Genomic DNA, 26,373 nt, shown 5'->3' on the forward strand with positions numbered 1-26,373 from the left:
AAAAGGATAATGACTATGTCACGCCAAACTCCGTCACTTTCATTTGAAGTGTTCCCTCCAAACCCAGCTGTGGGTAATGATAAAATTATTTCAGCTCTTCAAGATATGCGGGAGCTGACACCGCACTTTATCAGTGTGACCGCCAGCAATAATAAATTTAATATCAAGGAAACAACGGTTCGTTTGGCTGACTTTATCCAGAATGACTTGGCGATTCCAACGATTGCCCACTTGCCAGCTATCTATCTGACCAAGGAAAAGGTTGCTGAAACCATTGTCGACTTGGATAAGGTTGGGGTGCAGAAAATCTTGGCTCTTCGTGGGGATATTATTCCAGACGTGGAACCACAAAAGGATTTTCGCTACGCCACTGATTTGATTGAGTTTATCAAGGAGCAAGCCCCTCACTTTGATATTGTTGGTGCTTGTTATCCAGAAGGGCATCCAGATTCACCAAATCAGATTTCAGATATTCAAAATCTTAAGAAGAAAGTAGATGCAGGATGTTCTAGTCTTGTAACCCAGCTTTTCTTTGACAATGAGCGCTTCTATGATTTCCAAGACAAGTGCATCTTGGCTGGGATTGATGTTCCCATTCATGCAGGGATTATGCCAATTCTGAATCGAAATCAGGCTCTCCGTCTCTTGAAGACTTGTGAGAATATCCATCTTCCACGCAAATTTAAAGCCATCTTAGACAAGTATGAGCATGACCCTGAGTCGCTCAGAGCAGCAGGACTTGCCTATGCAGTGGATCAAATCGTGGACTTGGTAACCCAGGATGTCGCAGGTGTGCATCTCTACACCATGAACAATGCTGAAACAGCAAAATACATCCACCAAGCAACCCATGCCTTGTTTAATCATCAGTCTTTAGGGTAATCGATTCTTTAACCACTGAGACGGCAGCTTGTCATTTACATGCTTTTAAATGAAAAATGGCAGTTGCGAAAGCCAAAGAATTTGCTAAATAAAATAAACAACAAACCATTCCTCTTTTCATGGGGGAATGGTTCCTTTTTAATAGAAAAGCCCGCACTTTTTAAGAAAAATATGATAAAATAGACTCTGTACGTACTTGATACAAAGATGAGGGTATTTAGATTGTAGAAATTTGTTTAAAGTGGATTATTTTTTAAACAAAATATGATAATAGGTGTCTCAAAAAAACTACTTAATTGAATTTGGGTCTCATTTCTGTAGAAAAAAGATAAGCTTCCTAGCACTCATCGAGTGCGGCGTCACCTTCCTATTTTTCTACAGAAATGTTCGGCAAGCCGAACCGTCCAGAATATCTTGTGTAATTGAACCCGGCCGAAAAGCTGTGTAAAAAAAGATAAACTGTCTTGTCTTCATCGAAGACTTCGTCAGTTTCCTATTTTTACTTTGCTTTTGACGTCCTTGGTATCTTGATCTTTGTAGGCAAGGCGTATAATTTCATCAATCCAAAGGGGATTAAAATGACAAAACAAGTGTTTCAAACGACTTTTGCGGGTCGTGAGTTAATCGTAGAGACTGGTCAGGTTGCTAAGCAAGCAAATAGCGCTGTTGTCGTGCGTTATGGTGAGTCAACTGTCTTGACTGCGGCCGTTATGTCTAAGAAAATGGCAACTGGGGATTTTTTCCCACTCCAAGTCAACTACGAAGAAAAAATGTATGCGGCTGGGAAGTTTCCTGGTGGCTTTATGAAACGTGAAGGACGTCCTTCAACAGATGCGACTTTGACAGCGCGTTTGATTGACCGTCCAATCCGCCCTATGTTTGCGGAAGGTTTCCGTAACGAAGTGCAAGTGATCAACACCGTCCTTTCTTACGATGAAAATGCCTCTGCTCCAATGGCGGCAATGTTTGGATCATCCTTGGCCCTTTCTATCTCAGATATTCCATTTGATGGACCAATCGCTGGGGTACAAGTGGGCTATGTCGACGGCCAAATCATCATCAACCCTAGTCAAGAACAAGCAGAGCGTTCGCTTCTTGAATTGACAGTAGCTGGTACCAAGCATGCTATCAACATGGTTGAGTCTGGTGCCAAAGAATTGTCAGAAGAAATCATGTTGGAAGCTCTTCTCAAAGGGCACGAAGCTGTTAAAGAATTGATTGCCTTCCAAGAAGAAATCGTTGCTGCGGTCGGTAAGGAAAAAGCAGAAGTGGAATTGCTTCATGTGGATGCTGACTTGCAAGCTGAAATCATTGCAGCCTACAACAGCGACCTCCAAAAAGCGGTCCAAGTAGAAGAAAAATTGGCTCGTGAAGCTGCAACTCAAGCAGTTAAAGACCAAGTGACTGCTGTTTACGAAGAAAAATATGCAGACCATGAAGAATTTGACCGTATCATGCGTGATGTGGCTGAAATCTTGGAACAAATGGAACACGCTGAAGTGCGCCGTTTGATCACAGAAGACAAGGTGCGTCCTGACGGTCGTAAGGTTGATGAAATCCGTCCTTTAGATGCGCAGGTTGACTATCTTCCTCGTGTACATGGTTCCGGTCTCTTTACTCGAGGACAAACTCAAGCCCTTTCAGTTTTGACCTTGGCGCCAATGGGTGAAACTCAAATCATCGATGGTTTGGACCCAGAGTACAAGAAACGCTTTATGCACCACTATAACTTCCCTCAATACTCAGTAGGGGAAACAGGTCGTTATGGTGCACCTGGTCGTCGTGAAATTGGTCACGGTGCTCTTGGTGAGCGTGCTCTTGCGCAAGTTTTGCCAAGCTTGGAAGAATTTCCATACGCAATCCGCTTGGTAGCTGAGGTTTTGGAATCAAACGGTTCTTCTTCTCAAGCTTCTATCTGTGCGGGTACTCTTGCCCTTATGGCTGGTGGTGTGCCAATCAAGGCGCCAGTAGCAGGGATTGCCATGGGTCTCATCTCAGATGGAAATAACTATACAGTATTGACAGATATCCAAGGTTTGGAAGACCACTTTGGAGACATGGACTTTAAGGTTGCGGGTACTCGTGACGGGATTACAGCACTTCAAATGGATATCAAGATCCAAGGGATTACTGCAGAAATCTTGACTGAGGCACTTGCTCAAGCCAAGAAAGCGCGTTTTGAAATCCTTGATGTGATTCAAGCAACGATTCCAGAAGTTCGTCCAGAATTGGCTCCAACTGCTCCGAAAATTGATACCATCAAGATTGATGTGGACAAGATTAAGATTGTCATCGGTAAGGGTGGCGAAACTATTGACAAGATTATTGCTGAAACAGGCGTTAAAATCGATATCGACGAAGAAGGTAATGTGTCCATCTACTCTAGCGACCAAGATGCCATTAACCGTACCAAAGAAATTATTGCTGGCTTGGTTCGTGAAGCCAAAGTGGATGAAGTTTACCATGCCAAGGTTGTTCGTATCGAGAAATTTGGTGCCTTTGTCAACCTCTTTGATAAGACAGATGCACTTGTGCACATTTCTGAAATGGCTTGGACTCGTACCAACCGTGTCGAGGACTTGGTAGCTATCGGTGATGAAGTCGATGTTAAGGTTATCAAGATTGATGAAAAAGGCCGTATCGATGCCTCTATGAAAGCTCTTCTTCCTCGTCCTCCAAAACCTGAGCATGATGAAAAAGGTGAAAAGTCTGAGAGACCTCACCGTCCACGTCATCACAAGGACCACAAACCGAAGAAAGAATTTACAGAAACACCAAAAGATTCAGAATAAGAAAAGGAGAAATGTATGGGATGGTGGCGCGAAACCATTGATATTGTAAAAGAAAATGATCCAGCGGCACGCAACAGTTTGGAAGTTTTGCTGACTTATCCAGGTGTCAAGGCCTTAGCTGCCCACCGTCTCTCGCATTTTCTATGGAAGCACGGCTTCAAACTCCTAGCTCGGATGCACAGTCAGTTTTGGCGTTTTTGGACCCAAATCGAGATTCATCCGGGTGCCCAGATTGACTCAGGTGTTTTTATCGACCATGGTTCAGGTCTGGTGATTGGAGAGACGGCGATTGTTGAAAAAGGCGTTCTTCTCTATCACGGAGTAACACTTGGTGGGACAGGGAAGGATGTTGGCAAACGCCATCCGACTGTGCGTAAAGGAGCTCTCATATCAGCCCATGCCCAAGTCATCGGACCGGTAGAAATCGGTGAAAATGCCAAAGTCGGTGCTGCTGCAGTAGTCGTGGCAGACGTACCTAGTGATGTGACGGTTGTCGGTATTCCGGCTAAGATCGTCCGAGTTCATGGACAGAAGGATGAACCAACGATCCACGAAGTCGAAGAAAAACGAGAGTACTACGTCAATAAACTCGAGCATGCTAGAGAAGCCAGTCACAGATCGTCGGGGTTGTAGAAGATAGCTATATGATTCAAGCAAGAAATAAGTTGAGCCAAGAAGAGTTATTTGAAGCGAAAAAACTAATTGACTGTTGCCAAGCCTATGATGGAACTTATCGTGATCCCTATCTTTCTAACATGCTTAATTTTGACCCAAACATGCCCGCCTTTTTCCTTTATTATGAAAAAGGCGAACTTGTTGGTCTATTAACTGTCTATGCTGATGACCAAGATGTGGAAGTGACGATACTGGTTCATCCAAATCATCGCCGTCAGGGAATTGCGCGTGCTTTGTTTACGAGTTTTGAGAAAGAAACGGCTTCTTTCCCTATTCGTTCAGTTACTTTTCAGACAGAACGTATTTTTCTAGAGGGTCATCCTGATTTTGTCAGCAACTGGGGATTGGTCGAGGATGAAGAGACAGAAACCTGGTTAGGTAAGGATAGAAGACCTTATCAGTTAGTAACTGTTTCTAATCTTGAAGTTTTGTTAGCAGATAGTTCGTATCAGGAGCAAATTAGCCAGTTAAAATTTCAGGCATTTTCAGAGGAACATGAATCGAGAGAAGTTGTGGATAGATATGTCGCTGAAGCTCTGAAGGATTCAGAAAGTCGCTTATATATTTTGTTAAAAAACGGTCAGGTCATTGGAACTTGCACCATTGATTTATCGAGCGATACGAATTACTTCTACGGTTTAGCAATATCGGAACCTGAACGTGGAAAAGGCTATGGAAGCTATTTAGCAAAATCCCTAGTCAACCAACTGATTGAGCAAAATGATAAGGAATTTCAGATTGCAGTAGAGGACAGCAACGTAGGTGCCAAGCGCTTGTATGAAAAAATCGGCTTTGTCAAACAGACACAGGTAGTTTATTTGAATGAGAAAGAGTAGAAAAATGCTATTAGAAGAATTCGAAAATGTACCTGCTGTTATCGAACCAACTGATCGAAGTATTCGTGATGGTGGAGAAATCTGTGACACGATTATTTTATCTTTTAATGGAGAAATCGTTGAACGAGTAAAGCAGTTTGAAGATGTTTATGAAGGTGGCTATTTAACCAATCTAAATGGTAGATTTCCATGGTATATCTATGAAAAGGATGGGAGTAAGGTAGCAGTTGCTATAGCTACGATTGGAGCCCCGGTGGTTGTCGGACTCTTAGAAGAACTCAAAGCAAGAGGATTTAAGAACTTTATTGTTTTGGGTTCTTGCGGAGTTCTAGATCAGTCTATTCAGGCAGATAAGATTATTCTACCAAGTTCAGCTCTACGTGATGAAGGTACAAGTTATCATTACGCTCCTGCAAGTGATGAAGTCGCTTATGACGAGTCTCTGTTAGTTAAGCTGGAAGCCATCTTTGACAAGCACAATATCGAGCATATCCGCACCAAGGCTTGGACGACTGATGCCTTTTATCGGGAAACGCCTGATAAGGTCAAGCGTCGCTTGGCTGCTGGAGCCAAAGTGGTGGACATGGAAGCTTCAGCTATCATGGCTTGGAGTCAATTTCGCAAGAGTAAAGTCTATCAATTCTTCTACACAGCTGACTATGTGGATCATCATAACCTAACCTGGGATGCCCGCCATGAAGAGCGGACAGCTGATGCCATGACTTTTTTCACTATCGCTTTGACAATAGCAAAGGAACTAGAAAGGTAACTACAAGAATGGCAGTATATTTTTACGGCTGTATCACCATGGATGGCTACTTGGCAGACAGCCAGCACAGGATAGACTGGCTGCATCAGCTTGGTTCTGTAGAGGATACAGGCTATGATGACTTTTACAGGCAAATGGATATCACCATCATGGGCAAGCGGACCTTTGAGGAAATCCAAGATTTGCAAGATGTAGAAAGTTTTTATCAAGCTACGGAAAACTATGTCTTTACGAATGATAGGCACCTGCCTATCAGCAATTACCAGCCAGTAGCTGGGAATGTGGTGGACTTTGTTCGCCAGATTGACAAAGGCAAAAATATCTTTGTGATTGGTGGTAATTCCTTGGTAGGACCGCTCTTAGATGCGGATCTTTTCGACCACCTCATTATTCAGATAGCACCCCTTATCCTAGGAAAGGGGGTTCCCCTCTTTACCCAAGAGAAAGGGCAGCGCTTTTACCAACTGGATAGCCTCAGACAATTTGGCCCATTTGCAGAGCTGGTTTTCAGCCGAAAAAGTCAGAAATAGAGAAGGGAGTGGACCGCATGATTAAAATTTACGACACCATGTCTCGTGATTTGCGAGAATTTGTCCCAATCGAAGAAGGAAAGGTTCGCATGTATGTCTGTGGGCCAACGGTATACAACTATATCCACGTTGGGAATGCCCGTTCGACGGTGGCTTTTGATACCATTCGTCGTTATTTCGAATACCGTGGCTACGAAGTTGCCTATATTTCCAACTTTACAGATGTAGACGATAAGATTATCAATCGTGCCAAGGAAGAAGGTATCACGCCTCTGGAGGTTGCGGACAAGTACATCGCTGCCTTTCGTGAGGATGTGACAGCCTTAGGCGTGAAACCTGCGACTCGCCATCCGCGTGTAGTAGAGTTTATGGCTGACATTATCCGCTTTGTGGAAGACTTGATTGAAAAAGGTTATGCTTACGAGAGTCAAGGGGATGTTTACTTCCGCGTGGAAAAATCTCATAACTATGCTAAGTTAGCCAATAAAACTTTGGAAGATTTGGAGCTGGGTGCTTCAGGTCGTACCGATGAAGAAACAGCTCGCAAGGAAAATCCGGTGGATTTTGCCCTTTGGAAAGCTGCAAAACCAGGCGAGATTTCTTGGGACAGTCCTTGGGGACCTGGTCGTCCGGGTTGGCATATTGAATGTTCAGTCATGTCGACAGAGATTTTGGGAGATACCATTGATATCCATGGTGGTGGAGCTGATTTGGAGTTTCCTCACCATACCAACGAAATTGCCCAGTCAGAAGCAAAAACAGGCAAGACTTTTGCTAACTACTGGATGCATAATGGCTTTGTCAATATCGACAATGTCAAGATGTCTAAGTCCTTGGGCAACTTTATAACCGTACACGATGCCCTTAAAACTCTTGATGGGCAAGTGTTGCGTTTCTTCTTTGCCACTCAGCATTACCGTAAACCTATCAACTTTACGGAAAAAGCAGTGCGTGATGCCGAGACCAATCTTAAGTATCTAAAAAACACTTATGAGCAACCATTTTCTGGGACTGTAGATGCTCAAGAGTTACAGGCTTTTAAAGATAAGTTTGTTGCCGCTATGGATGAGGATTTCAACTCCGCAAATGGTATCACAGTTGTCTTTGAAATGGCCAAATGGATCAACTCAGGAAACTATGATGCAAGTGTTAAGGAAGCTCTTGCGGATATGTTGGAGGTCTTTGGGATTGTCTTTGTTGAGGAAGTTTTGGATGCAGACATTGAAGCCTTAATCCAAAAACGTCAAGAAGCGCGTGCTAATCGTGACTTTGCGACAGCAGACCAAATCCGTGATCAATTAGCGGCTCAAGGAATTAAGCTCCTTGACACCAAGGATGGAGTGAGGTGGACTCGTGATTGATGTCAATCTCATTAACGGGATTGCGCTAGCTTTTGAGGGAGATGCAGTTTACTCCATGTATATCCGTCGCCATCTCATCCTTAAAGGCATGACCAAACCCAATAAACTCCACCAAGAGGCGACTAAGTATGTGTCAGCCAAGGCTCAGGCTCGTTTGATTGCCCTCATGTTGGAAGAGCAAGTTCTGACGGAAAAAGAAGAAGAAATCTACAAACGTGGTCGCAATACCAATAGCCACACAAAGGCTAAAAATGCTGATGTGGTGACCTACCGCATGTCTACAGGTTTTGAAGCAGTGATGGGCTATCTCCATCTGACTGAAAATGTGGAGCGTCTAGAGACCATAATTTCTTGGTGCATCCAAAAAGTGGAGGGCTAGGACATGATTGCAAAGGAATTACAAGACTGGTTTCCTGAAGCTCAGATTTCAGATCAGCCGATTGAGAAACCAGGCTATCTCACTCTCCCTTTAGCTTCTCAGCAGTGGATTTTACTGGAGGAAGCTGGGCTCAGCGAGCGTGAAAAGCAGCTGGTTGCCCTTTTGACCCAGCAGGAGCAGGCTCATTCGCTCAATCCTTGGTATCCCTATCTGATCGAGGGGAAGGGGCAGGCACCGCAAACATTTAAAAAAATTCAGCTGGTTTATTGTCATCTTTCCTATTTCCAACAGGAAAATCTAGCCTCTTGGCTAGACATGATGCGGACTCTTTTTCCCAACTTCCAAACAGTGCTACAAGTGGGGGCTCAGGATTATGTATTTGTGCTTCAACAAGATAAGTACACCTCTGTTCGCTCAATCTTATCTGATACGATTGAAGCGGTTGAGTATGACTTTGGTCTTCGTCTGTCGATCATGTTAGGCCAGGTTTGGCCTCAGACAGGCCCTCAAGCCCTATCAGACTTGATCAAAGCGGAGCGAGATTTGTTTAAGACTTGGTGGCGTCAGGGGCATCAAGGTGTACATACCTTTTCACAGCTCTATCTTTGGAGTATGGGAGAAAGACTAGTAGACCTGAAGGTAACCAAGGAATGCCTGCACCAGATGATCTTGGATCAGGACCAGATTCAGGAAATCATTCTTTCTCTCTGGGAAAATAGTGCTGTCCTAACTAAAACAGCCCAGCAACTCTATCTACATCGCAATTCTCTCCAATACAAGATTGATAGATGGGAAGAATTGACAGGGCTTCAGTTGAAGGAATTGACCGACCTGACCTTGTGTTATCAGTTGATTTTACCAGATATTCTTTAAAGTTTTGTGCAAGTTGCACAGAACTTTTTTATTTTTTTGGTCATCTTGCCATAGAAAAGTAAAGCGTTTTCATCTATAATAAAACTATCAAAAGACAAAAGGAGTTCACCTCGATGGTAGAATTAAATCTTAAAAACATTTACAAAAAATATCCAAACAGCGAACACTACTCAGTTGAAGACTTCAACTTGGACATCAAAGACAAAGAATTTATCGTTTTCGTAGGTCCTTCAGGATGTGGTAAATCAACAACTCTTCGTATGATTGCTGGTCTTGAAGATATCACAGAAGGTACTGCATCTATCGATGGCGTGGTTGTCAACGACGTAGCTCCAAAAGACCGTGACATCGCCATGGTATTCCAAAACTACGCTCTTTACCCACACATGACTGTATATGACAACATGGCTTTCGGTTTGAAATTGCGTAAATACAGCAAGGAAGACATCGACAAACGTGTGCAAGAAGCAGCAGCAATCCTTGGTTTGAAAGAATTCTTGGATCGTAAACCTGCTGACCTCTCAGGTGGTCAACGTCAACGTGTTGCCATGGGTCGTGCCATCGTCCGTGATGCAAAAGTATTCTTGATGGACGAACCTTTGTCAAACTTGGATGCCAAACTTCGTGTATCCATGCGTGCTGAAATCGCGAAAATCCACCGTCGTATCGGAGCTACAACTATCTACGTAACCCACGACCAAACAGAAGCGATGACTCTTGCAGACCGTATCGTTATCATGTCAGCTACTAAGAACCCTGCTGGTACAGGTACTATCGGACGTGTTGAACAAATCGGTACCCCTCAAGAAGTTTACAAAAACCCAGTTAACAAATTTGTAGCAGGATTTATCGGAAGCCCAGCTATGAACTTCATCAATGTAAAATTGGTTGGTAGCGAAATTGTTTCTGACGGTTTCCGCTTGAAAGTTCCAGAAGGTGCTTTGAAAGTTCTTCGTGACAAAGGCTACGAAGGAAAAGAATTGATCTTCGGTATCCGTCCAGAAGATGTGAATGCAGAACCTGCTTTCCTTGAAACATTCCCAGAATCAGTTGTCAAAGCTACTATCTCAGTATCAGAATTGCTTGGTTCAGAATCTCACCTTTACTGCCAAGTTGGTAAAGACGAATTTGTTGCAAAAGTGGATGCTCGTGACTACTTGCAAACAGGCGCAACAGTTGAACTTGGATTTGACTTGAACAAAGCACACTTCTTCGACGTAGAAACTGAAAAAACTGTCTACTAAGCAAATGAAATGTCAAAACACTACTAGAGAAATCTGGTAGTGTTTTTTTAATGATTGGTATTGGCATAAAAACAGGCTTTTCTAGTTTTCATATCCTTAAAAAAGTGATAAAATGGTAGGAAGAATTGGAGAGTATAGATGCCGAAAGAAGTGAATTTTACGGGCGATCAGGTAGTCGCTTTAACGAAAGAATATTTAACAAAGGAAGACGTTGCTTTTGTACAAAAAGCCTTGATTTACGCAGTTGATTGTCATAGTGGGCAGTTTCGGAAATCAGGTGAGCCCTATATTATCCATCCCATTCAGGTTGCAGGCATTCTAGCTAAGCTCAAGCTGGATGCCGTAACCGTTGCCTGTGGTTTTTTGCATGACGTAGTTGAAGACACAGATGCGACACTGGACGATCTGGAGAGAGAGTTCGGTCATGATGTTCGGATTATCGTTGATGGGGTGACCAAGCTTGGTAAGGTTGAGTACAAATCACTAGAGGAACAATTGGCGGAAAACCACCGCAAGATGCTTATGGCCATGTCAGAGGATATCCGCGTTATCTTGGTTAAACTATCTGACCGTTTGCACAATATGCGGACTCTCAAACACCTTCGAAAGGACAAGCAAGAACGGATCTCCAGAGAAACCATGGAAATCTATGCACCACTTGCTCATCGTCTGGGTATTTCTAGCGTCAAGTGGGAGTTAGAAGACTTGTCCTTCCGCTATCTTAATCCAACTGAGTTTTACAAGATCACTCATATGATGAAGGAAAAACGCAGAGAACGTGAGGCTCTGGTTGACGAAGTCGTAACCAAGTTGGAAGAGTACGCTACCGAACGAAATCTCAAAGGGAAAATCTATGGCCGTCCCAAGCATATCTATTCGATCTATCGCAAGATGCAGGATAAGAAGAAACGCTTTGAGGAGATTTATGACCTGATTGCCATTCGCTGTATCTTAGATACCCAGAGTGATGTTTACGCCATGCTGGGTTATGTGCATGAACTTTGGAAACCTATGCCAGGCCGCTTCAAAGACTATATCGCTAATCGTAAGGCCAATGGATATCAGTCTATCCATACGACCGTTTATGGACCAAAAGGGCCGATTGAATTCCAGATTCGTACTAAAGAAATGCACGAGGTGGCTGAGTACGGGGTTGCAGCTCACTGGGCTTATAAGAAAGGCATTAAAGGGCAGGTCAACAGCAAGGAATCTGCTATTGGGATGAACTGGATCAAGGAGATGATGGAGCTCCAAGACCAGGCTGATGATGCCAAGGAATTTGTGGACTCTGTTAAGGAAAACTATCTGGCGGAGGAGATTTACGTCTTTACTCCTGATGGTGCGGTTCGCTCCCTACCAAAAGATTCAGGACCGATTGACTTTGCCTATGAAATCCATACCAAAGTCGGTGAAAAAGCGACCGGTGCCAAGGTCAATGGCCGTATGGTTCCACTGACAACCAAGCTCAAGACAGGGGATCAGGTTGAAATTATCACCAACCCCAACTCCTTTGGTCCGAGTCGTGACTGGCTCAACATGGTCAAGACCAGTAAGGCGCGCAACAAGATTCGTCAGTTCTTTAAAAATCAAGACAAGGAATTATCTGTAAATAAGGGCCGTGAAATGTTGATGGCACAGTTCCAAGAAAACGGCTATGTAGCCAATAAGTTTATGGACAAGCGTCACATGGACGAGGTCCTTCAAAAGACCAGCTATAAGACGGAGGAAGCTCTCTATGCAGCCATTGGTTTTGGAGAAATTGGCGCTATTACCGTCTTTAACCGTTTGACAGAAAAGGAACGTCGTGAGGAAGAACGCGCTAAGGCCAAGGCGGAAGCAGAAGAGCTTGTCAAAGGTGGCGAAGTTAAGGTCGAGAACAAAGAAACCCTCAAGGTTAAGCATGAGGGTGGCGTGGTCATTGAAGGTGCTTCAGGTCTCCTAGTTCGGATTGCCAAGTGTTGTAATCCAGTGCCGGGTGACGACATTGTCGGCTACATTACTAAGGGACGCGGTGTAGCTATTCACCGTGTGGACTGTATGAATCTCCGTGCCCAAGAAAACTACGAGCAACGTCTCCTTGATGTGGAGTGGGAAGATCAATTCTCAAGCAAGGAATACACTGCCCACATCGATATCTATGGTCTCAATCGTACAGGGCTTTTGAACGATGTTTTACAAGTTCTCTCTAATACGACCAAGAATATCTCAACCGTTAATGCTCAACCAACCAAGGATATGAAATTTGCTAATATCCATGTCTCCTTTGGTATTTCCAACCTCTCTACACTGACCACAGTTGTGGACAAGATTAAGAGTGTGCCAGAGGTTTACTCCGTCAAACGGACTAACGGCTAATTCTCCCTTCAGTTACTAGAAAGGCTATTATGAAAATCATCATTCAACGAGTCAAGAAAACTCAAGTCAGTATCGAAGGTCAGGTTCATGGAAAGATCAATCAGGGACTCTTATTACTGGTCGGTGTTGGCCCAGAGGACCAAGAGGAAGATCTGGACTATGCTGTGAGAAAGCTTGTCAATATGCGGATTTTTTCAGATGCAGAAGGCAAGATGAATCTGTCAGTCAAGGATATTGAAGGAGAAATCCTTTCTATTTCCCAGTTTACCCTCTTTGCGGATACCAAGAAAGGCAACCGTCCCGCCTTTACAGGAGCAGCCAAGCCGGATATGGCAGCTGCCTTCTATGAGGCTTTCAACCAAAAGCTAGCTCAGGAAGTGCCCGTTCAGACAGGCATCTTTGGAGCGGATATGCAGGTGGAGTTGGTTAATGATGGACCGGTCACCATCATTCTTGATACTAAAAATAGATAAGAAAACCAAGCCAGCTGGCTTGGTTTTTGTTTATAGACACTCCCAGAAGGTGATGTGTTTGTTGTAAAAGTCGGGATAGTTTTCTCTTAGGTGGCTAGCCGTTATATAGTATAAAGTAGAATGACAGGAAGTAAAGACTGGAGTAAGAGAGTAGAAATATTGAGGGTCAGTGATGGCTAAAAAGACAAATAATAGAAGGTCAACGGAGAGAATCCCTAAGTAGTAGAGGCGAATTTTTTTGTTCATCTGAGGATAAATCTCAGAGAACTGTTTTTTGAGTCGGAAGACTAAGCGAGACAGCAGTAGTCCCTGAGTAAGGATGAAAATGAAGCAAAAAATCAGACCTCTCTCCAAAGAAAGTTCGTATCGGGGTCTGAAAGTTACCAACAGTAGCAAATCGCAGAGTACAATGGCTACAAAATGGATTCTAAAGAGCTTTTTCATAAGATGACCTCCCTCTTTTATCTAGCTTCATTCTACACCAAATGAATGGGACTTACAACTAAAATGACAAAAAATCCCTGAAATGAACTTCTTTCAAGGATAAGGGGTTAATTGATTTTTTCGACATAGAGTTGTTTGGCGATATCCATACTAACTTGGAGGTCTTCACCTTTGTTGACCAGTGTAAAAGTATTGGAAAAATTATCAAACTGCTTGACCTGGATTTGGTCACCGATATGAATCTCATGCTTTTCTAGATATTTGAGTAGTTCAAAACTATCATGAACGCGAGTCAGGAGATAGGTACCGGCTTCTTTGGTATCTGCTAGAGGTAGGTTGTTGATTTCGACCAGAAGCTCTCCCTTGGCTGGAATGGTTCCTCCGTGGGGACAGGTTTTAGGGACGCCAAGCAGTTTATCCAGTCTCTCTACGAAGAGGTCGGATACAGTGTGCTCTAGGACCTCAGCTTCTTCGTGGATCTGATCGCTGGTATAGTCGAGATGGTGAACTAGAAAGACCTCAATCAACCGGTGTTTGCGATAGAGCTCGGAGACCAGTTTGAGGCCGATATCTGTCAATAGATAGCCATTCTCCTTGTCCTTGAGGATGAGATTCTCACTTTTCATACGTTTGATCATCTCTGTTACGGCAGGTGGAGAGACTTGCATACGGGCAGCAATTTCTTTATTGGTGATTTTTTGCATCTCCGTACCGATTTCATAAATACATTTTAGGTAATCTTCTTTATTTGGAGTCATTCGTTTCCTCTTGTTCATTCTCTCCATCTAGTATACCAAAAAAAGCTAGATTTCTCTAGCTTTCTGTCATAATGCTTGTGATTTTAGTCTAGTTCTTTCACTGCAGCAATAGCAGCTTCAAAGTCTGGCTCAGTGTTGATGTTGTCAACGTATTCTACGTAACGGATGACATTGTCAGTATCGAGAACAAAGACAGCACGTGCAAGGAGGTGCCACTCGTTGATCAAAAGGGCATAATCACGTCCGAAAGAATGGTCAAAGTAGTCTGAAAGCATGATGGCATTGTCAAGGCCTTCAGCCCCACACCAGCGTCCTTGGGCAAATGGTAGGTCCATAGAAACGGTAAGAACGACGGTATTATCAAGGCTAGCAAGTTCCTGGTTGAAGCGACGTGTTTGCGTTGAGCAGATACCAGTATCGATAGAAGGGACAACACTCAAGACTTTTTTCTTTCCATCAAAGTCAGCTAGCGTTTTTTTAGAGAGATCGGTTGTCGTAAGAGAAAAGTCAAGTGCCTTGTCTCCGACTTGCAGTTGTTTACCTGTAAAAGTTACAGGATTTCCGAGAAAAGTGGTCATGAAACTACTCCATTCTTTTTTCTTTTATTTTACCGAGAATTGTCAGATTTTTCCAATGATTTGACCGGAAATTGAAAAAACGCCAATTCGGTGAGAATGACGTTTTTAATGGATTATTTTGACAAACCTTCAGCAATCTTGTCAAGGTTGTATTTCATCATGTTGTAGTAGCTGTCACCTTCTTTACCTTCTTCAGCGATTGAGTCAGTAAAGATTTGTGCGTAAATTGGAATATTTGTGTCTTGTGAAACAGTCTTCATTGGACGGTCATCGACACTTGATTCAACAAAGAGGGATGGAACTTTTGTTTGGCGAAGCTTTTCAACCAAGGTCTTGATTTGTTCCGGTGTTCCTTCTTCTTCTGTGTTGATTTCCCAGATGTAGGCACTTGGAACTCCGTAAGCTTTAGAGAAGTATTTGAAGCATCCTTCGCTGGTTACGATGAGTTTCTTCTCAGCAGGGATATTGTTAAATTTCTCTTTGGCTTCCTTGTCCAGTTTGTCTAGTTTTTCAGTATAGTCTTTGAGATTTTTTTCGTAGAATTCCTTGTTGCTAGGGTCTTTTGCAATCAACTGTTTAGCGATATTTTTAGCATAAATTATCCCATTTTCAAGGTTTAGCCAAGCGTGTGGGTCTTCTTTGCCTTTCTCGTTTTGACCTTCAAGGTAGATGATATCTACGCCGTCACTAACTGAAAAGTAATCCTTGTTTTCAGTTTTCTTGGCATTTTCGACCAATTTGGTAAACCAAGCATTGCCACCAGTTTCAAGATTGATTCCGTTATAGAAAATCACATCAGCTTGAGAAGTTTTCTTTACGTCTTCAGGAAGTGGTTCGTACTCGTGTGGGTCTTGACCAACAGGAACGATACTGTGAAGATCAATCTTGTCACCAGCGATATTCTTTGTAATATCAGCGATGATAGAGTTAGTTGCTACAACCTTTAGTTTTTGGTTTGTAGATGCTGTGTCTTTTTTTCCGCTAGCACAGGCAGCTAATCCAATGATAGCAAGAAAAAGAACAAGCAATGTACCTAATTTTTTCATTAGATTCCTCCAGAAGGGTTTCCCCTTATTTATTGATTTTTTTATTTTTTAGTTTCAAGTATCGTTGCTTTGGAGAGATAAAGAAACTGATTAAAAAGAAGCTGGCAGATGTGAGCACGATGCTGGATCCTGCTGCGAGATTGAAGCTATAGCCGATAAAGAGTCCCAAAACAGAAGCGGTTGCCCCTAGGGTTGATGAAAGAAAAATCATGCTCTTTAGGCTATTCGCATAAAGGTAAGCCGTCGCAGCTGGGGTAATCAACATGGCCACGATAAGAATCGTTCCAACACTTTGCATGGCAGTGACTGACACAAGGGTCAAGAGCACCATGAGCAGATAGTGGTAGAAATTGACGGGCATTCCCATGGCTTTAGCCAGGAGTTCGTCAAAGGATGTAATCAATAGTTGTTTAAAGAAAATCCCGATAATCAAGAGAATCAATGCACCCACACCAATGGTGATCCACATGTCCGTATCTTGGACAGCGAGGATATTCCCAAAAAGGATATGGAAGAGGTCTGTCGAACTCTTGGCAACACTAATCAAGATGACACCTAAGGCTAAGAAAGATGAAAAGGTAATACCAATGGCAGTGTCACTCTTGATGATAGAGTTACCCTTGATGTAGGTAATGATGATGGAAGCCATCAAGCCAAAGATGATGGCTCCAATAAAGAAATCAATTCCCAGGATAAAGGAAAGGGCTACGCCGGGCAAAACTGCGTGAGAGATGGCATCTCCCATGAGAGACATACCACGTAGGATGATAAAACATCCCACAGCACCAGCAACGACTCCGATGACAATAGCTGTTATCAAGGCGTTTTGTAGGAAATGGAAATGTTGCAATCCATCGATAAATTCTGCTATCATAGGTCACCTCCATTGAAAAAGAGTTTGCTACCGTAGGCCTTCTTAAGATTGGCTTCGGTAAAGGTTTCTTTAGTCGGACCAAGGTCTATTAATTCTCGATTGAGAAGCAAAACTTGATCGAAATAATGGGGGACTTTGCTGAGGTCATGATGGACGATGAGAACTGTTTTACCAGCTTTTTTAAGGTTTCTCAGCGTGTTCATGATAATCTCTTCACTAACCGAATCAATCCCGACAAATGGCTCATCTAGAAAGATGTAGTCAGCTTCCTGCACTAAGCAACGGGCAATCAACACACGTTGAAATTGTCCGCCTGAGAGCTGGCTGATTTGGCGATCAGCATAGTCTGAGAGTCCAACGATTTCAAGTGCATCCGCCACTTTTTTCCAGTGGCTGGCCTTTAAAGTGTGGAAGAGCGGGATAGATGGATAGAGTCCCAGTGAGACACATTCCTTGACCTTGATAGGGAAATTGTAGTCGATATGGATTTTTTGCTCGACATAGGCAACTCGATGTAAAGATTTCTTGACTTCTTTGTCATCGAGATAGGCCTGACCTTCGTGTGGGATAATTCCCAACATACTTTTTAATAAAGTTGATTTTCCAGCACCGTTTGGACCAATAATTCCGGTAATAGTTGGTCCGTGGAGCACTAGTGAAATATCCTTTAGTGCCAACGTCTCTTTGTAGGAGACACTGAGGTTTTCGATACGTATCATACAGTTGTTTTCCTCCTATCTTTTAATATACATTAAAAAAAAAATTAAGTCAAGTTAATTTTTGAAAAATTTAAAATAATAACTGAAAAATGAAGAAAAAAGAGAAACCATTTTTAATTGCATTCCCAAGTGTTTTTTGCTAAGCTAAGAATAAGTGAAAAAATGAAAGCGAGAACAAGATGACACGTTATCAAGACGATTTTTATGATGCAATCAATGGCGAATGGGAAAAAACAGCTGTCATTCCAGCTGACAAATCTCGAACAGGTGGTTTTATTGACCTTGACGAGGAAATTGAAGAGTTGATGCTGGCGACTACGGACAAGTGGTTGGCAGGTGAGGATGTTCCAGAGGATGCCATCCTCGCAAACTTTGTTAAGTACCATCGTATGGTACGTGATTTTGACAAGAGAGAAGCAGATGGGATCAAGCCTGTTTTGCCAATGCTCAAGGAATACCAAGATTTGGAGAGTTTTGCAGATTTCACCAGCAAACTGGCAGAGTTTGAACTAGCAGGGAAGCCAAACTTCCTTCCATTTGGTGTATCACCAGACTTTATGGATGCCAGAACCAATGTTCTCTGGGCCAGTGCACCAGGGACGATTTTGCCAGATACGACTTACTACGCTGAAGACCATCCTCAGCGTGAGGAGCTCTTGACTCTTTGGAAGGAAAGTACTACGAATCTTCTCAAAGCCTATGATTTTTCAGATGAGGAAATCGCAGACTTACTAGAGAAAAGATTGGAATTGGACCGTCGTATTGCGGCTGTAGTGCTTTCTAACGAAGAAAGTTCAGAGTATGCCAAACTCTACCATCCATACGCTTATGAAGATTTCAAGAAATTTGCTCCTGCCCTACCTTTGGATGATTTCTTCCAAGTAGTTCTTGGCCAAACTCCAGATAAAGTTATCGTAGATGAAGAACGTTTCTGGCAAGCAGCAGATCAATTCTATAGTGAAGAAGCGTGGCCTCTACTCAAAGCAACCTTGATTTTGGGTGTGGTCAATCTCTCAACAAGCTATCTCACAGATGAGATTCGTGTCCTGTCAGGTGCTTATGGTCGTGCCCTTTCAGGTGTTCCAGAAGCTCAGGATAAGGTCAAGGCAGCTTATCACTTGGCCCAAGGACCTTTCAAGCAAGCTCTTGGTCTCTGGTATGCGCATGAAAAATTCTCCCCAGAAGCTAAGGCTGACGTAGAGAAAAAAGTAGCGACTATGATTGACGTTTATAAGGAACGCTTGGCTAAGAACGACTGGCTCACACCTGAAACGCGAGACAAGGCCATTGTCAAACTCAATGTCATCAAGCCTTATATCGGTTATCCAGAGGAATTGCCAGCCCGCTACAAGGACAAAGTAGTGGACGAAACTGCCAGTCTCTTTGAGAATGCCCTAGCCTTTGCGCGTGTGGAAATCAAGCACAGCTGGAGCAAGTGGAACCAACCGGTTGATTACAAGGAGTGGGGGATGCCAGCTCACATGGTTAATGCCTACTACAATCCACAGAAAAACTTGATTGTCTTCCCAGCAGCCATTCTACAGGCTCCATTCTATGACTTGCATCAGTCATCTTCTGCTAACTACGGTGGTATTGGTGCTGTTATTGCCCACGAGATTTCTCACGCCTTTGACACAAATGGTGCGTCCTTTGATGAAAATGGTAGCCTCAAGGATTGGTGGACAGAGAGTGACTATGCTGCCTTTAAAGAAAAAACGCAGAAAGTTATCGACCAGTTTGATGGCCAAGAATCTTACGGTGCAAGAATCAACGGGAAACTAACTGTATCAGAAAACGTTGCCGACTTGGGAGGAATTGCTGCAGCCCTTGAAGCTGCTAAGAGAGAACCAGACTTCTCTTCTGAAGAATTCTTCCACAACTTTGCTCGTATCTGGCGCATGAAAGGCCGTCCTGAGTTGATGAAACTTATGGCCAGTGTCGATGTGCACGCGCCTGCCAAACTCCGTGTCAATGTGCAAGTACCAAACTTCGATGACTTCTTTACAACATACGATGTCAAAGAAGGCGATGGTATGTGGCGTTCACCAGAGGACCGTGTGATTATTTGGTAAGACAAAAACCAAGGAAATTTTCCTTGGTTTTTTGCTTGCTAGAAAAAGGGATTAAAAGTCTTTTCGTGAGCGATAGTCGTAGCTGGACCATGCCCAGGGTAGACATCGTAGTTAGGAAGAGTAAAGAGTTGCGTCTGAATGCTATGGAGAAGTTGTTCCGTGCTACCGGTAGGAAGGTCTGTCCGTCCGATGGTTTCTCGGAATAGAGCATCTCCCGTCAAGACTAGATGAGCATCAGGAAAGACCAGGGAAACACCGCCAATAGAGTGCCCTGGAGTCGGTAGAACTGTAAAACGAAATTCCTCAAGCTGGTATTCCTCATGAAAGGCAAAGGTGTGTTCTGCAGGTTTTGCGACCACATCTGCCATATCATCGTGACGAGGGAGACCAGAGAGATTATCGACTGGAGTATAAAGCCAAGATGCTTCACTCTCTGCTACATAAACTGGGGGATTTCCAAAAGTCTCACGAACCAAGTCTAGACTCATAATATGGTCGTAGTGGGTGTGGGTCAGGAGAATCGCGCAGACTGGTTTGTTGATTTTTTCGATAGTCATGCGAATAGCTTCCCAATGGCTACCTGGGTCAACCACAATCAGGTGTTGGTCCCCTTCTAGATAATAAGTGTTTTCATAAGCAACGGGATTCACGGTTTTATGGATTTTCATACTGGCTCCAATCTCAAAGAATGTACTAAACTAAGTATAGCACAGAAGAGGGAAATAAAGTGAAAAGAAAGTCCCTCTTTTGTGTTAGAGGGACAATGATCTTATTTAAACTTGAAACCTTCGTAAATGAGTTCTGCTTTGGGATTCTTTTTCTTAATTTGCTTGGCAAGGGCCTTCATCATAGGAAGAGGTCCACACATATAGACTGTAGTCTGGTCAGGGATTTCTTCTTGATCCAAAGTCAGGTATTCTTTTTCATTGCTATCGACTAGCTGCAGGTCAAAGTTAGCATTTTGACGGGCGTAGTCACGAAGTAGATCTAGGTAGACAGCATTTTCCTCTCCACGGAAACTATAGTAGAAACGAACGTTCCTGTCTAGGATAGGATGCTCCCGGATATAAGAGATGAAAGGTGTCATTCCAATTCCACCTGCGATCCAGATTTGCTGCTTTGGACCATGTTCCATAGTCATATGTCCATAGGCGCGATCAACTGCAACCTTGCTACCAACTTGAAGATTGTCATAGATATTCTTGGTGTGGTCACCAGAGTTTTTTATCGTAAAATAAAGAGTTCGTCCTTGCCCTCCTGAGATGGAGAAAGGGTGTGGAGCAGTCTCAAAACCTTTTTGGAAAATTTTTAGAAAGGCAAATTGCCCATATTCGTAAGTGAAAGGATGACTGAGTTCTATTTCAATTTCAGTCGTATTGTGGTTGAGGCGTTTGATTCCTACGATTTTTCCAAGATAGGTGAAACCGATCTTTTGATAAAGGAAAATAATATAAAATCCTGCAAGCAAGCCTAAAATAGCATAGATTCCAAAGATAAGACCTAGGAAACTAAAGGAGAGAAGGCGATTTCCCATGATCATCAAAACATGAAAGAGGCCAAAGATATAAGCTAGATAAACCAATCGATGAATCCATCTCCAAGCTTCATACTGGATATATTGTCCCAGATAGGCAACCAGAACGATGCTGATAAAGATATAGATAGCGATATTTCCAAACTGGGCGGCCAAATGCGAACCCCAGAGACCGCCCATGCTAAAGTTGTGTAGGGTTAGTAGGAGAATGGATAGAAAAGCGGTGAATTTATGAGCTAGATACATCTTTTCAAGTCCGTTAAACCAAGCCTCAAGCAGGGGTAAACGGCTAGCTAGTATAAAAGTAAGTGAGAGGGTAGTGAGAGCTAAACCAGGGATTAGAAACTGACTAACACCTGAACTGAGCCAAGCTAGGATAGTCAGAAACATACTAAGCCCGATAAATAAAATACCTTTTAATGATTTCATAGTAGAAGTCCTTTCATGGATTTATCTTATATTGGATGTAATAAGATTTGTTACATTTTAACAAAAAATGAATCTGTCGTCAAGGTTTGTGTTTTAAACTAACTTTTCTGACCCTTTTTTCTAAAAAAGCCAACGAATCGGGTGGTTCATTGACTTTCTTATCTTAACGATTTTTCCAAGCTTGGTAGCGGGTGTCGATCAGGAGTTGGGTTAGTCGTCCCATGGTTTCTCTTTCTTCGGGAGTGAGGGATTGAGCTTGGACAAAGAGATGGTGAATGTGTTCAATGACCTTGAAGGAAGAAAGATCGTTGATAGAGGAGATGCCTGCATCGAGAATGATTCCGAAAAAGAGGTCAAAGTAGAGCTGCAGTTCAGTATCAGGGACCGTCTCAACCCATTCCTTGAAGGTTGTATCGACTTGCTGGCTGTCACTATTGGTCTCGTCCAGTTGGACAAAGTGTTTGTCTTCGATCTGCCAACTAAAGGTGTCGTGCTGAGCAAGGCCACCTAAGGCGGTGCTTCGAACGACGATTTTTTTATCCGGAATTTCCAGTATCATCCCGATGATAGACCCTTGCGGGATAAACACTCTCGTTCTTTCCATCATGTTTTGATAGCCAGGTGTTTCGGTTAGTTCCTTGTGAAGCCCAGGGGCATCAAAAGTATAGACAGCGATAATATTTTTCTGCAAGTTTGGATCAAGTTGACTGGCAGCATAGACAGCTAGATTGCCTCCTTTTGAGTGTCCTGCTATGACAACCTTTTGGTTAGGATGTTGGGAAAAAAAGTCTTGTAAATACTGGAGGGCATGTTTTTGAGCAGGGATTTCCTTCATATAGGTCATATGGAAATCTTCTTTCCAACCGATGATACTATCATCCGTCCCACGAAAAACAAGCAAATAAGTATCGAGACTGATACGATAGGTCATAGCCGCAAACTGTTTTTGCAATTCAGGATCAATATCATTGATAAAATTTGATAGCTTGCAATTTTTAAAGCGTTTATGTTGAGCGAGCTGATCTAACAATTGGAGACGGTTCTTATTGGTCAGCATCGTCGTGTCTCTAGGGATTTGAGGTGCTAGATCTATGAGGCGCTGTTTTTTTTGGGTGACTACACCATCAAAAGCAAGGTAGGTTAATTCGGTCAAGGCAAGAACATCTAACTCGTTCACGGGGAAATCATAAAAGGAATCGTATGCTACGTCATTGAGGTAGTCAAAAATATTGGCCATAAAAGCTCCTTTCTCTATGTTTATCCTACCACATTTACATAGAATTGGCTAGTAGGCTTGTTTGAATGACCTAGTAGGGTTTGATTGAAATACATAGAAGATAGATTGCTCCTATTTCAAACCTCTAAACGAGCTTATTTGTATGTTTTTGCTATCAATCCCATTTTCCTTTAAAAAATTCTTCATCTCATTTACATCATCAGGCTGACCTGTGATGAGATAGCTGGCTTGATTGCCGTATTCATCAATAGCACGTTTTAAAAATTCTTGACTTTGAAAAAATTTATCACTTGTTTTATAAGTAAAATTCGATGTCTTTTGAGACAGTTCCTTCATCTCATTATCGAAAATAGTAACTCCTTTGTCAAAATGGTTGAGAATAATCGGACATTTACCAGCCCATTCTTTGATAAGGGGGCGTAGAGCAGAAATACCAACATCAGATGCAAAGCAAACTAGTGGCTGATTCGTATCTTTAACGGTTAAAGAGGAATCAAGCCAACTCATCTCAATCTCACTTCCAGCCGGTAAATGTGTCAAGGTTTCCTTAAAGTGGCTACCACTATTATGCGTTAAAATGAGGATTTCATCTTCATCAGGTGTGGAGGCAATGGTTAGCCATCGACTGGTTTGCTCTCCCTTAGCTTCATATTTACTAGCAGTAGACGAGGTATCAGGGAGTGTAAACTTAGCGTAAGCCCCAGCTTTCCAGATTTGATGACTCGGTTTTGTGATATGAATTAAATATAGATCTCCGCTGGGGTTTTCGATGGATTTTATCGATAATGTCTGGCTTCGTCCAAGATAAGCGATGGCACCCCAAGTTATAATACATAGCGCTCCAAGTGTTGACAGAATGATAATAAACATTTTTTTACCTCTTTTCATTTTTTATGACTCCTAATCTTAATTATTGAATGAACAAAAAATAAATTCATTCACATATTTCCAAAAAATAAAGAAAACCATTTTCTTTATTTTAGTACTCCTTTTATGAAGTTGGTTGCAAGTATTTCGACAGTTTTGCCAATATCTGGAAAATCTTTTTCCGTAATATGCATATCCATGTAGTAAAATAGGTTGTAAACTTGTAAAATCTCTTGAATCTTTTCTGGCGAGTACCCTTCAGCCTGCATACGATTTGTAAAAGTTTTAACTAGAAACTGATGAAAAGGATTTGCGACTTTGCCTTCTTCCGAGGAATAGTAGCTGTGCAACTCATCTGCGATGGCAGAATTGTACCATTCTGCAAGGATTTTATTGGAAGAAACGAGAGTTCTGGACTGAGCAAATAGTTGACCAATGAGGTCAATCATGTCAATTTCCCAATCCAGTTCTTCGATCATAGCTTGGCGAACACGGTTGTTTTCATCTATATAGATGTCTAGAAAAATGGCTTCTTTACTCTCGTAATAGTTATAAAAAGAACCAACTGCAACACCAGCTTGCCTAGCTATTTCTGAAATTCCTGTCGCTTTGTAACCTTTTTTCGAAAAAACGTCATAAGCTGCTGTTTTTAGAGCTTGTTTTTTGTCCAATATGATTTAACCTCCTTTGCTTTATGAATGAATAAACCTATTTGTTCATTCATATTCTAACAAATCATGGCTAGCTTGTCAATAAGAAGGCTAGATCTATTAAATAAGTTAAAGAAACGCTAACTAAATGAGCATAAAAAAGAAAATATAGGATAAGGCTGGAACTATAGTTAAAAATAAGGTATGATATCAATGGGATTATTCTCTATTTAGCTTTCGTTTCCGAATCTGGATTTGAAAGATAAATAGCCAAATAGTTGAGTTACTAATTCATAGATTTTTTATTAAGGTTTTTGATATTTTGAACAAGAGCAAAGGAGGAGCGCATGCACAAGATTTTACTAGTAGAAGATGACCAAGTTATTCGACAACAATTGGGAAAACTGCTCTCTGAGTGGGGATTTGAAGTCGTTTTGGTAGAAGACTTTATGGAAGTGTTGAGTTTATTTGTCCAGTCGGAACCTCATCTGGTCCTCATGGATATTGGCCTGCCACTCTTTAATGGTTACCACTGGTGCCAGGAAATTCGCAAGATTTCCAAGGTACCGATTATGTTTCTGTCTTCGAGAGATCAGGCTATGGATATCGTCATGGCAATCAATATGGGAGCGGATGACTTTGTGACCAAGCCTTTTGACCAGCAGGTCCTTTTAGCCAAGGTACAAGGATTATTGCGTCGTTCCTATGAATTTGGAAGGGATGAGAGTCTTTTAGAATATGCAGGAGTTATCCTCAATACCAAGTCTATGGATGTGCATGTCAATGGCAAAGCTATCAGCCTAACCAAAAATGAATTTCAGATTTTACGAGTTTTATTTGAGCATGCAGGAAATATCGTAGCGCGTGATGATTTGATGCGGGAACTCTGGAACAGTGACTTTTTTATCGACGACAATACCTTATCTGTTAATGTCGCTCGCTTGCGCAAGAAACTGGAGGAAGAAGGTTTGATTGGTTTTATTGAAACCAAGAAAGGGATAGGGTATGGACTGAAACATGCTTGATTGGAAACCATTTTTTCTAGCCTATCTGCGTTCTCGCAGTCGCGTTTTTACCTATATTTTTTCATTAGGCTTTCTCGTCCTTCTCTTTCAGTTTTTATTTGCTAGTCTAGGAACTTATTTTCTTTATTTCTTTCTGCTCAGTAGTTTTTTGACCTTCTTATTTTTGGCTTGGGATATATTTGCAGAAGCTCAGGTTTACCGGCAGGAAGTACTCTATGCGGAGAGAGACCCCAAGTCTCCTTTGGAATGTGCGCTAGCAGAAAAGCTCGAAGAGCGTGAGTCTGAATTGTATCAAAAGAAGTCGGAAGCGCAGAGCAAGCTGACGGATTTGCTTGATTACTACACCTTATGGGTTCACCAGATCAAGACGCCCATTGCAGCGAGTCGCCTTTTAGTAGCAGAAGTCTCTGATCGTGAGGTCAAGCAGCAACTGGAACAGGAAATTTTCAAGATTGACTCCTATACCAACCTGGTTTTGCAGTACTTACGTTTAGAGAGTTTTCACGATGATTTGGTCTTTGAACAGGTTCAAGTGGAGGACTTGATCAAGGATATGGTTCGTAAGTACGCACTTTTCTTTATCCAAAAGGGACTGACGGTCAATCTCCATGACCTTGACAAAATTATCGTGACCGATAAGAAGTGGCTGTTGGTCGTCATTGAACAAATCCTCTCAAACAGTCTCAAATACACCAAGCAAGGTGGTTTGGAAATCTATATGGAGGATCAAGAGCTTTGTATCAAGGATACGGGAATCGGGATAAAAAACAGCGATGTGCTCCGAGTCTTTGAACGTGGTTTTTCAGGCTACAATGGCCGTTTGACCCAGCAGTCATCTGGACTTGGTCTCTATTTATCCAAGAAAATTTCTGAGGAACTGGGGCACCGGATTCGTATGGAGTCTGAGGTTGGGATAGGAACAACTGTTCGCATCAAGTTTTCCAATAGGAATCTGATGATTGAGTGAGCAT

General features: G+C 42.4%; 26 protein-coding genes. 15 read left to right on the top strand and 11 right to left on the bottom strand.

The window, feature by feature from the left end; translation table 11 throughout:
- Positions 1 to 15 precede the first annotated feature (15 nt).
- From metF to dtd, 12 genes are all read left to right on the top strand, one after another.
- Complete coding sequence (gene metF, locus ACT17O_RS02860) at positions 16 to 882, top strand: methylenetetrahydrofolate reductase [NAD(P)H] (RefSeq protein WP_139658878.1); 867 nt, start codon at positions 16 to 18, stop codon at positions 880 to 882.
- Between the two features lie 578 nt (positions 883 to 1,460).
- Complete coding sequence (gene pnp, locus ACT17O_RS02865; protein ID WP_444817704.1) at positions 1,461 to 3,674, top strand: polyribonucleotide nucleotidyltransferase; 2,214 nt, start codon at positions 1,461 to 1,463, stop codon at positions 3,672 to 3,674.
- Between the two features lie 15 nt (positions 3,675 to 3,689).
- Entirely contained in the window at positions 3,690 to 4,307 is a 618-nt protein-coding gene (gene cysE / locus ACT17O_RS02870; protein WP_125848259.1) for a serine O-acetyltransferase, read from the top strand.
- A gap of 11 nt (positions 4,308 to 4,318) precedes the next feature.
- The gene (locus tag ACT17O_RS02875) at positions 4,319 to 5,185 is read left to right on the top strand and encodes a GNAT family N-acetyltransferase (RefSeq protein WP_444817705.1); all 867 of its coding nucleotides are present in this window, start codon (positions 4,319 to 4,321) and stop codon (positions 5,183 to 5,185) included.
- A gap of 4 nt (positions 5,186 to 5,189) precedes the next feature.
- Positions 5,190 to 5,954, top strand: a complete 765-nt coding sequence (locus ACT17O_RS02880) for a nucleoside phosphorylase (RefSeq protein WP_444817706.1) — start codon at positions 5,190 to 5,192, stop codon at positions 5,952 to 5,954.
- An 8-nt stretch (positions 5,955 to 5,962) separates the two neighbouring features.
- A complete protein-coding gene (locus ACT17O_RS02885) occupies positions 5,963 to 6,484 on the top strand; it encodes a dihydrofolate reductase family protein (protein ID WP_444817707.1) in 522 nt (173 codons plus the stop codon).
- A 17-nt stretch (positions 6,485 to 6,501) separates the two neighbouring features.
- Entirely contained in the window at positions 6,502 to 7,845 is a 1,344-nt protein-coding gene (gene cysS, locus ACT17O_RS02890; RefSeq protein WP_444817708.1) for a cysteine--tRNA ligase, read from the top strand.
- The gene (locus ACT17O_RS02895) at positions 7,838 to 8,224 is read left to right on the top strand and encodes a Mini-ribonuclease 3 (protein WP_000567911.1); all 387 of its coding nucleotides are present in this window, start codon (positions 7,838 to 7,840) and stop codon (positions 8,222 to 8,224) included. The genes cysS and ACT17O_RS02895 overlap by 8 nt, the downstream gene beginning before the upstream one ends.
- A 3-nt stretch (positions 8,225 to 8,227) precedes the next feature.
- Complete coding sequence (locus tag ACT17O_RS02900) at positions 8,228 to 9,097, top strand: helix-turn-helix domain-containing protein (RefSeq protein ID WP_084943836.1); 870 nt, start codon at positions 8,228 to 8,230, stop codon at positions 9,095 to 9,097.
- A 113-nt stretch (positions 9,098 to 9,210) separates the two neighbouring features.
- Positions 9,211 to 10,341 (top strand): ABC transporter ATP-binding protein, encoded by a 1,131-nt coding sequence (locus tag ACT17O_RS02905; RefSeq protein WP_000229944.1) that lies wholly within the window; start codon positions 9,211 to 9,213, stop codon positions 10,339 to 10,341.
- 138 nt (positions 10,342 to 10,479) lie between these two features.
- On the top strand, positions 10,480 to 12,696 hold the full coding sequence (locus ACT17O_RS02910) for a RelA/SpoT family protein (RefSeq protein ID WP_444817709.1): 2,217 nt from the start codon (positions 10,480 to 10,482) through the stop codon (positions 12,694 to 12,696).
- 29 nt (positions 12,697 to 12,725) lie between these two features.
- Positions 12,726 to 13,169, top strand: a complete 444-nt coding sequence (gene dtd, locus ACT17O_RS02915; RefSeq protein ID WP_125391086.1) for a D-aminoacyl-tRNA deacylase — start codon at positions 12,726 to 12,728, stop codon at positions 13,167 to 13,169.
- 30 nt (positions 13,170 to 13,199) lie between these two features.
- Here dtd and ACT17O_RS02920 read toward each other — a convergent pair whose 3' ends face one another.
- From ACT17O_RS02920 to ACT17O_RS02945, 6 genes are all read right to left on the bottom strand, one after another.
- On the bottom strand, positions 13,200 to 13,613 hold the full coding sequence (locus ACT17O_RS02920; RefSeq protein WP_139658871.1) for a hypothetical protein: 414 nt from the start codon (positions 13,611 to 13,613) through the stop codon (positions 13,200 to 13,202).
- A gap of 107 nt (positions 13,614 to 13,720) precedes the next feature.
- The gene (locus tag ACT17O_RS02925) at positions 13,721 to 14,371 is read right to left on the bottom strand and encodes a metal-dependent transcriptional regulator (RefSeq protein ID WP_200370302.1); all 651 of its coding nucleotides are present in this window, start codon (positions 14,369 to 14,371) and stop codon (positions 13,721 to 13,723) included.
- An 83-nt stretch (positions 14,372 to 14,454) separates the two neighbouring features.
- Positions 14,455 to 14,949, bottom strand: coding sequence for a thiol peroxidase (gene tpx, locus ACT17O_RS02930; protein WP_049489569.1), 495 nt, complete (start codon positions 14,947 to 14,949; stop codon positions 14,455 to 14,457).
- Between the two features lie 113 nt (positions 14,950 to 15,062).
- Positions 15,063 to 15,995 (bottom strand): metal ABC transporter substrate-binding protein, encoded by a 933-nt coding sequence (locus tag ACT17O_RS02935; protein ID WP_084943831.1) that lies wholly within the window; start codon positions 15,993 to 15,995, stop codon positions 15,063 to 15,065.
- Between the two features lie 25 nt (positions 15,996 to 16,020).
- Complete coding sequence (locus ACT17O_RS02940; RefSeq protein ID WP_000559774.1) at positions 16,021 to 16,869, bottom strand: metal ABC transporter permease; 849 nt, start codon at positions 16,867 to 16,869, stop codon at positions 16,021 to 16,023.
- Positions 16,866 to 17,588: a metal ABC transporter ATP-binding protein gene (locus tag ACT17O_RS02945; RefSeq protein WP_444817710.1), complete on the bottom strand. Its 723-nt coding sequence runs from the start codon at positions 17,586 to 17,588 to the stop codon at positions 16,866 to 16,868. The genes ACT17O_RS02940 and ACT17O_RS02945 overlap by 4 nt, the downstream gene beginning before the upstream one ends.
- 179 nt (positions 17,589 to 17,767) lie before the next feature.
- Here ACT17O_RS02945 and ACT17O_RS02950 point away from each other — a divergent pair, with 179 nt between their 5' ends.
- Entirely contained in the window at positions 17,768 to 19,660 is a 1,893-nt protein-coding gene (locus tag ACT17O_RS02950) for a M13 family metallopeptidase (RefSeq protein WP_444817711.1), read from the top strand.
- Between the two features lie 38 nt (positions 19,661 to 19,698).
- Here ACT17O_RS02950 and ACT17O_RS02955 read toward each other — a convergent pair whose 3' ends face one another.
- The 5 genes from ACT17O_RS02955 to ACT17O_RS02975 form a co-directional block, all read right to left on the bottom strand.
- Entirely contained in the window at positions 19,699 to 20,328 is a 630-nt protein-coding gene (locus ACT17O_RS02955; protein WP_125457844.1) for an MBL fold metallo-hydrolase, read from the bottom strand.
- A gap of 101 nt (positions 20,329 to 20,429) precedes the next feature.
- Positions 20,430 to 21,623, bottom strand: coding sequence for a ferredoxin reductase family protein (locus ACT17O_RS02960; protein WP_071851475.1), 1,194 nt, complete (start codon positions 21,621 to 21,623; stop codon positions 20,430 to 20,432).
- A 163-nt stretch (positions 21,624 to 21,786) separates the two neighbouring features.
- Positions 21,787 to 22,860 (bottom strand): DUF2974 domain-containing protein, encoded by a 1,074-nt coding sequence (locus tag ACT17O_RS02965; protein ID WP_444817712.1) that lies wholly within the window; start codon positions 22,858 to 22,860, stop codon positions 21,787 to 21,789.
- A 111-nt stretch (positions 22,861 to 22,971) separates the two neighbouring features.
- Complete coding sequence (locus ACT17O_RS02970) at positions 22,972 to 23,748, bottom strand: ferredoxin reductase (protein WP_444817713.1); 777 nt, start codon at positions 23,746 to 23,748, stop codon at positions 22,972 to 22,974.
- An 86-nt stretch (positions 23,749 to 23,834) separates the two neighbouring features.
- On the bottom strand, positions 23,835 to 24,404 hold the full coding sequence (locus ACT17O_RS02975) for a TetR/AcrR family transcriptional regulator (protein WP_444817854.1): 570 nt from the start codon (positions 24,402 to 24,404) through the stop codon (positions 23,835 to 23,837).
- Positions 24,405 to 24,724: 320 nt separating this feature from the next.
- Between ACT17O_RS02975 and ACT17O_RS02980 the strand changes: the two genes are divergently transcribed.
- Together ACT17O_RS02980 and ACT17O_RS02985 are read left to right on the top strand one after the other, a co-directional pair.
- Positions 24,725 to 25,402 carry a response regulator transcription factor gene (locus tag ACT17O_RS02980; protein WP_444817714.1) on the top strand — a complete coding sequence of 226 codons (678 nt, stop codon included), beginning with the start codon at positions 24,725 to 24,727 and terminating at the stop codon, positions 25,400 to 25,402.
- Positions 25,395 to 26,369 carry a sensor histidine kinase gene (locus tag ACT17O_RS02985; RefSeq protein WP_444817715.1) on the top strand — a complete coding sequence of 325 codons (975 nt, stop codon included), beginning with the start codon at positions 25,395 to 25,397 and terminating at the stop codon, positions 26,367 to 26,369. The genes ACT17O_RS02980 and ACT17O_RS02985 overlap by 8 nt, the downstream gene beginning before the upstream one ends.
- Positions 26,370 to 26,373 lie beyond the last annotated feature (4 nt).

Source organism: Streptococcus sp. HJ1 (assembly GCF_052399005.1).
Classification (GTDB): Bacteria; Bacillota; Bacilli; order Lactobacillales; family Streptococcaceae; genus Streptococcus.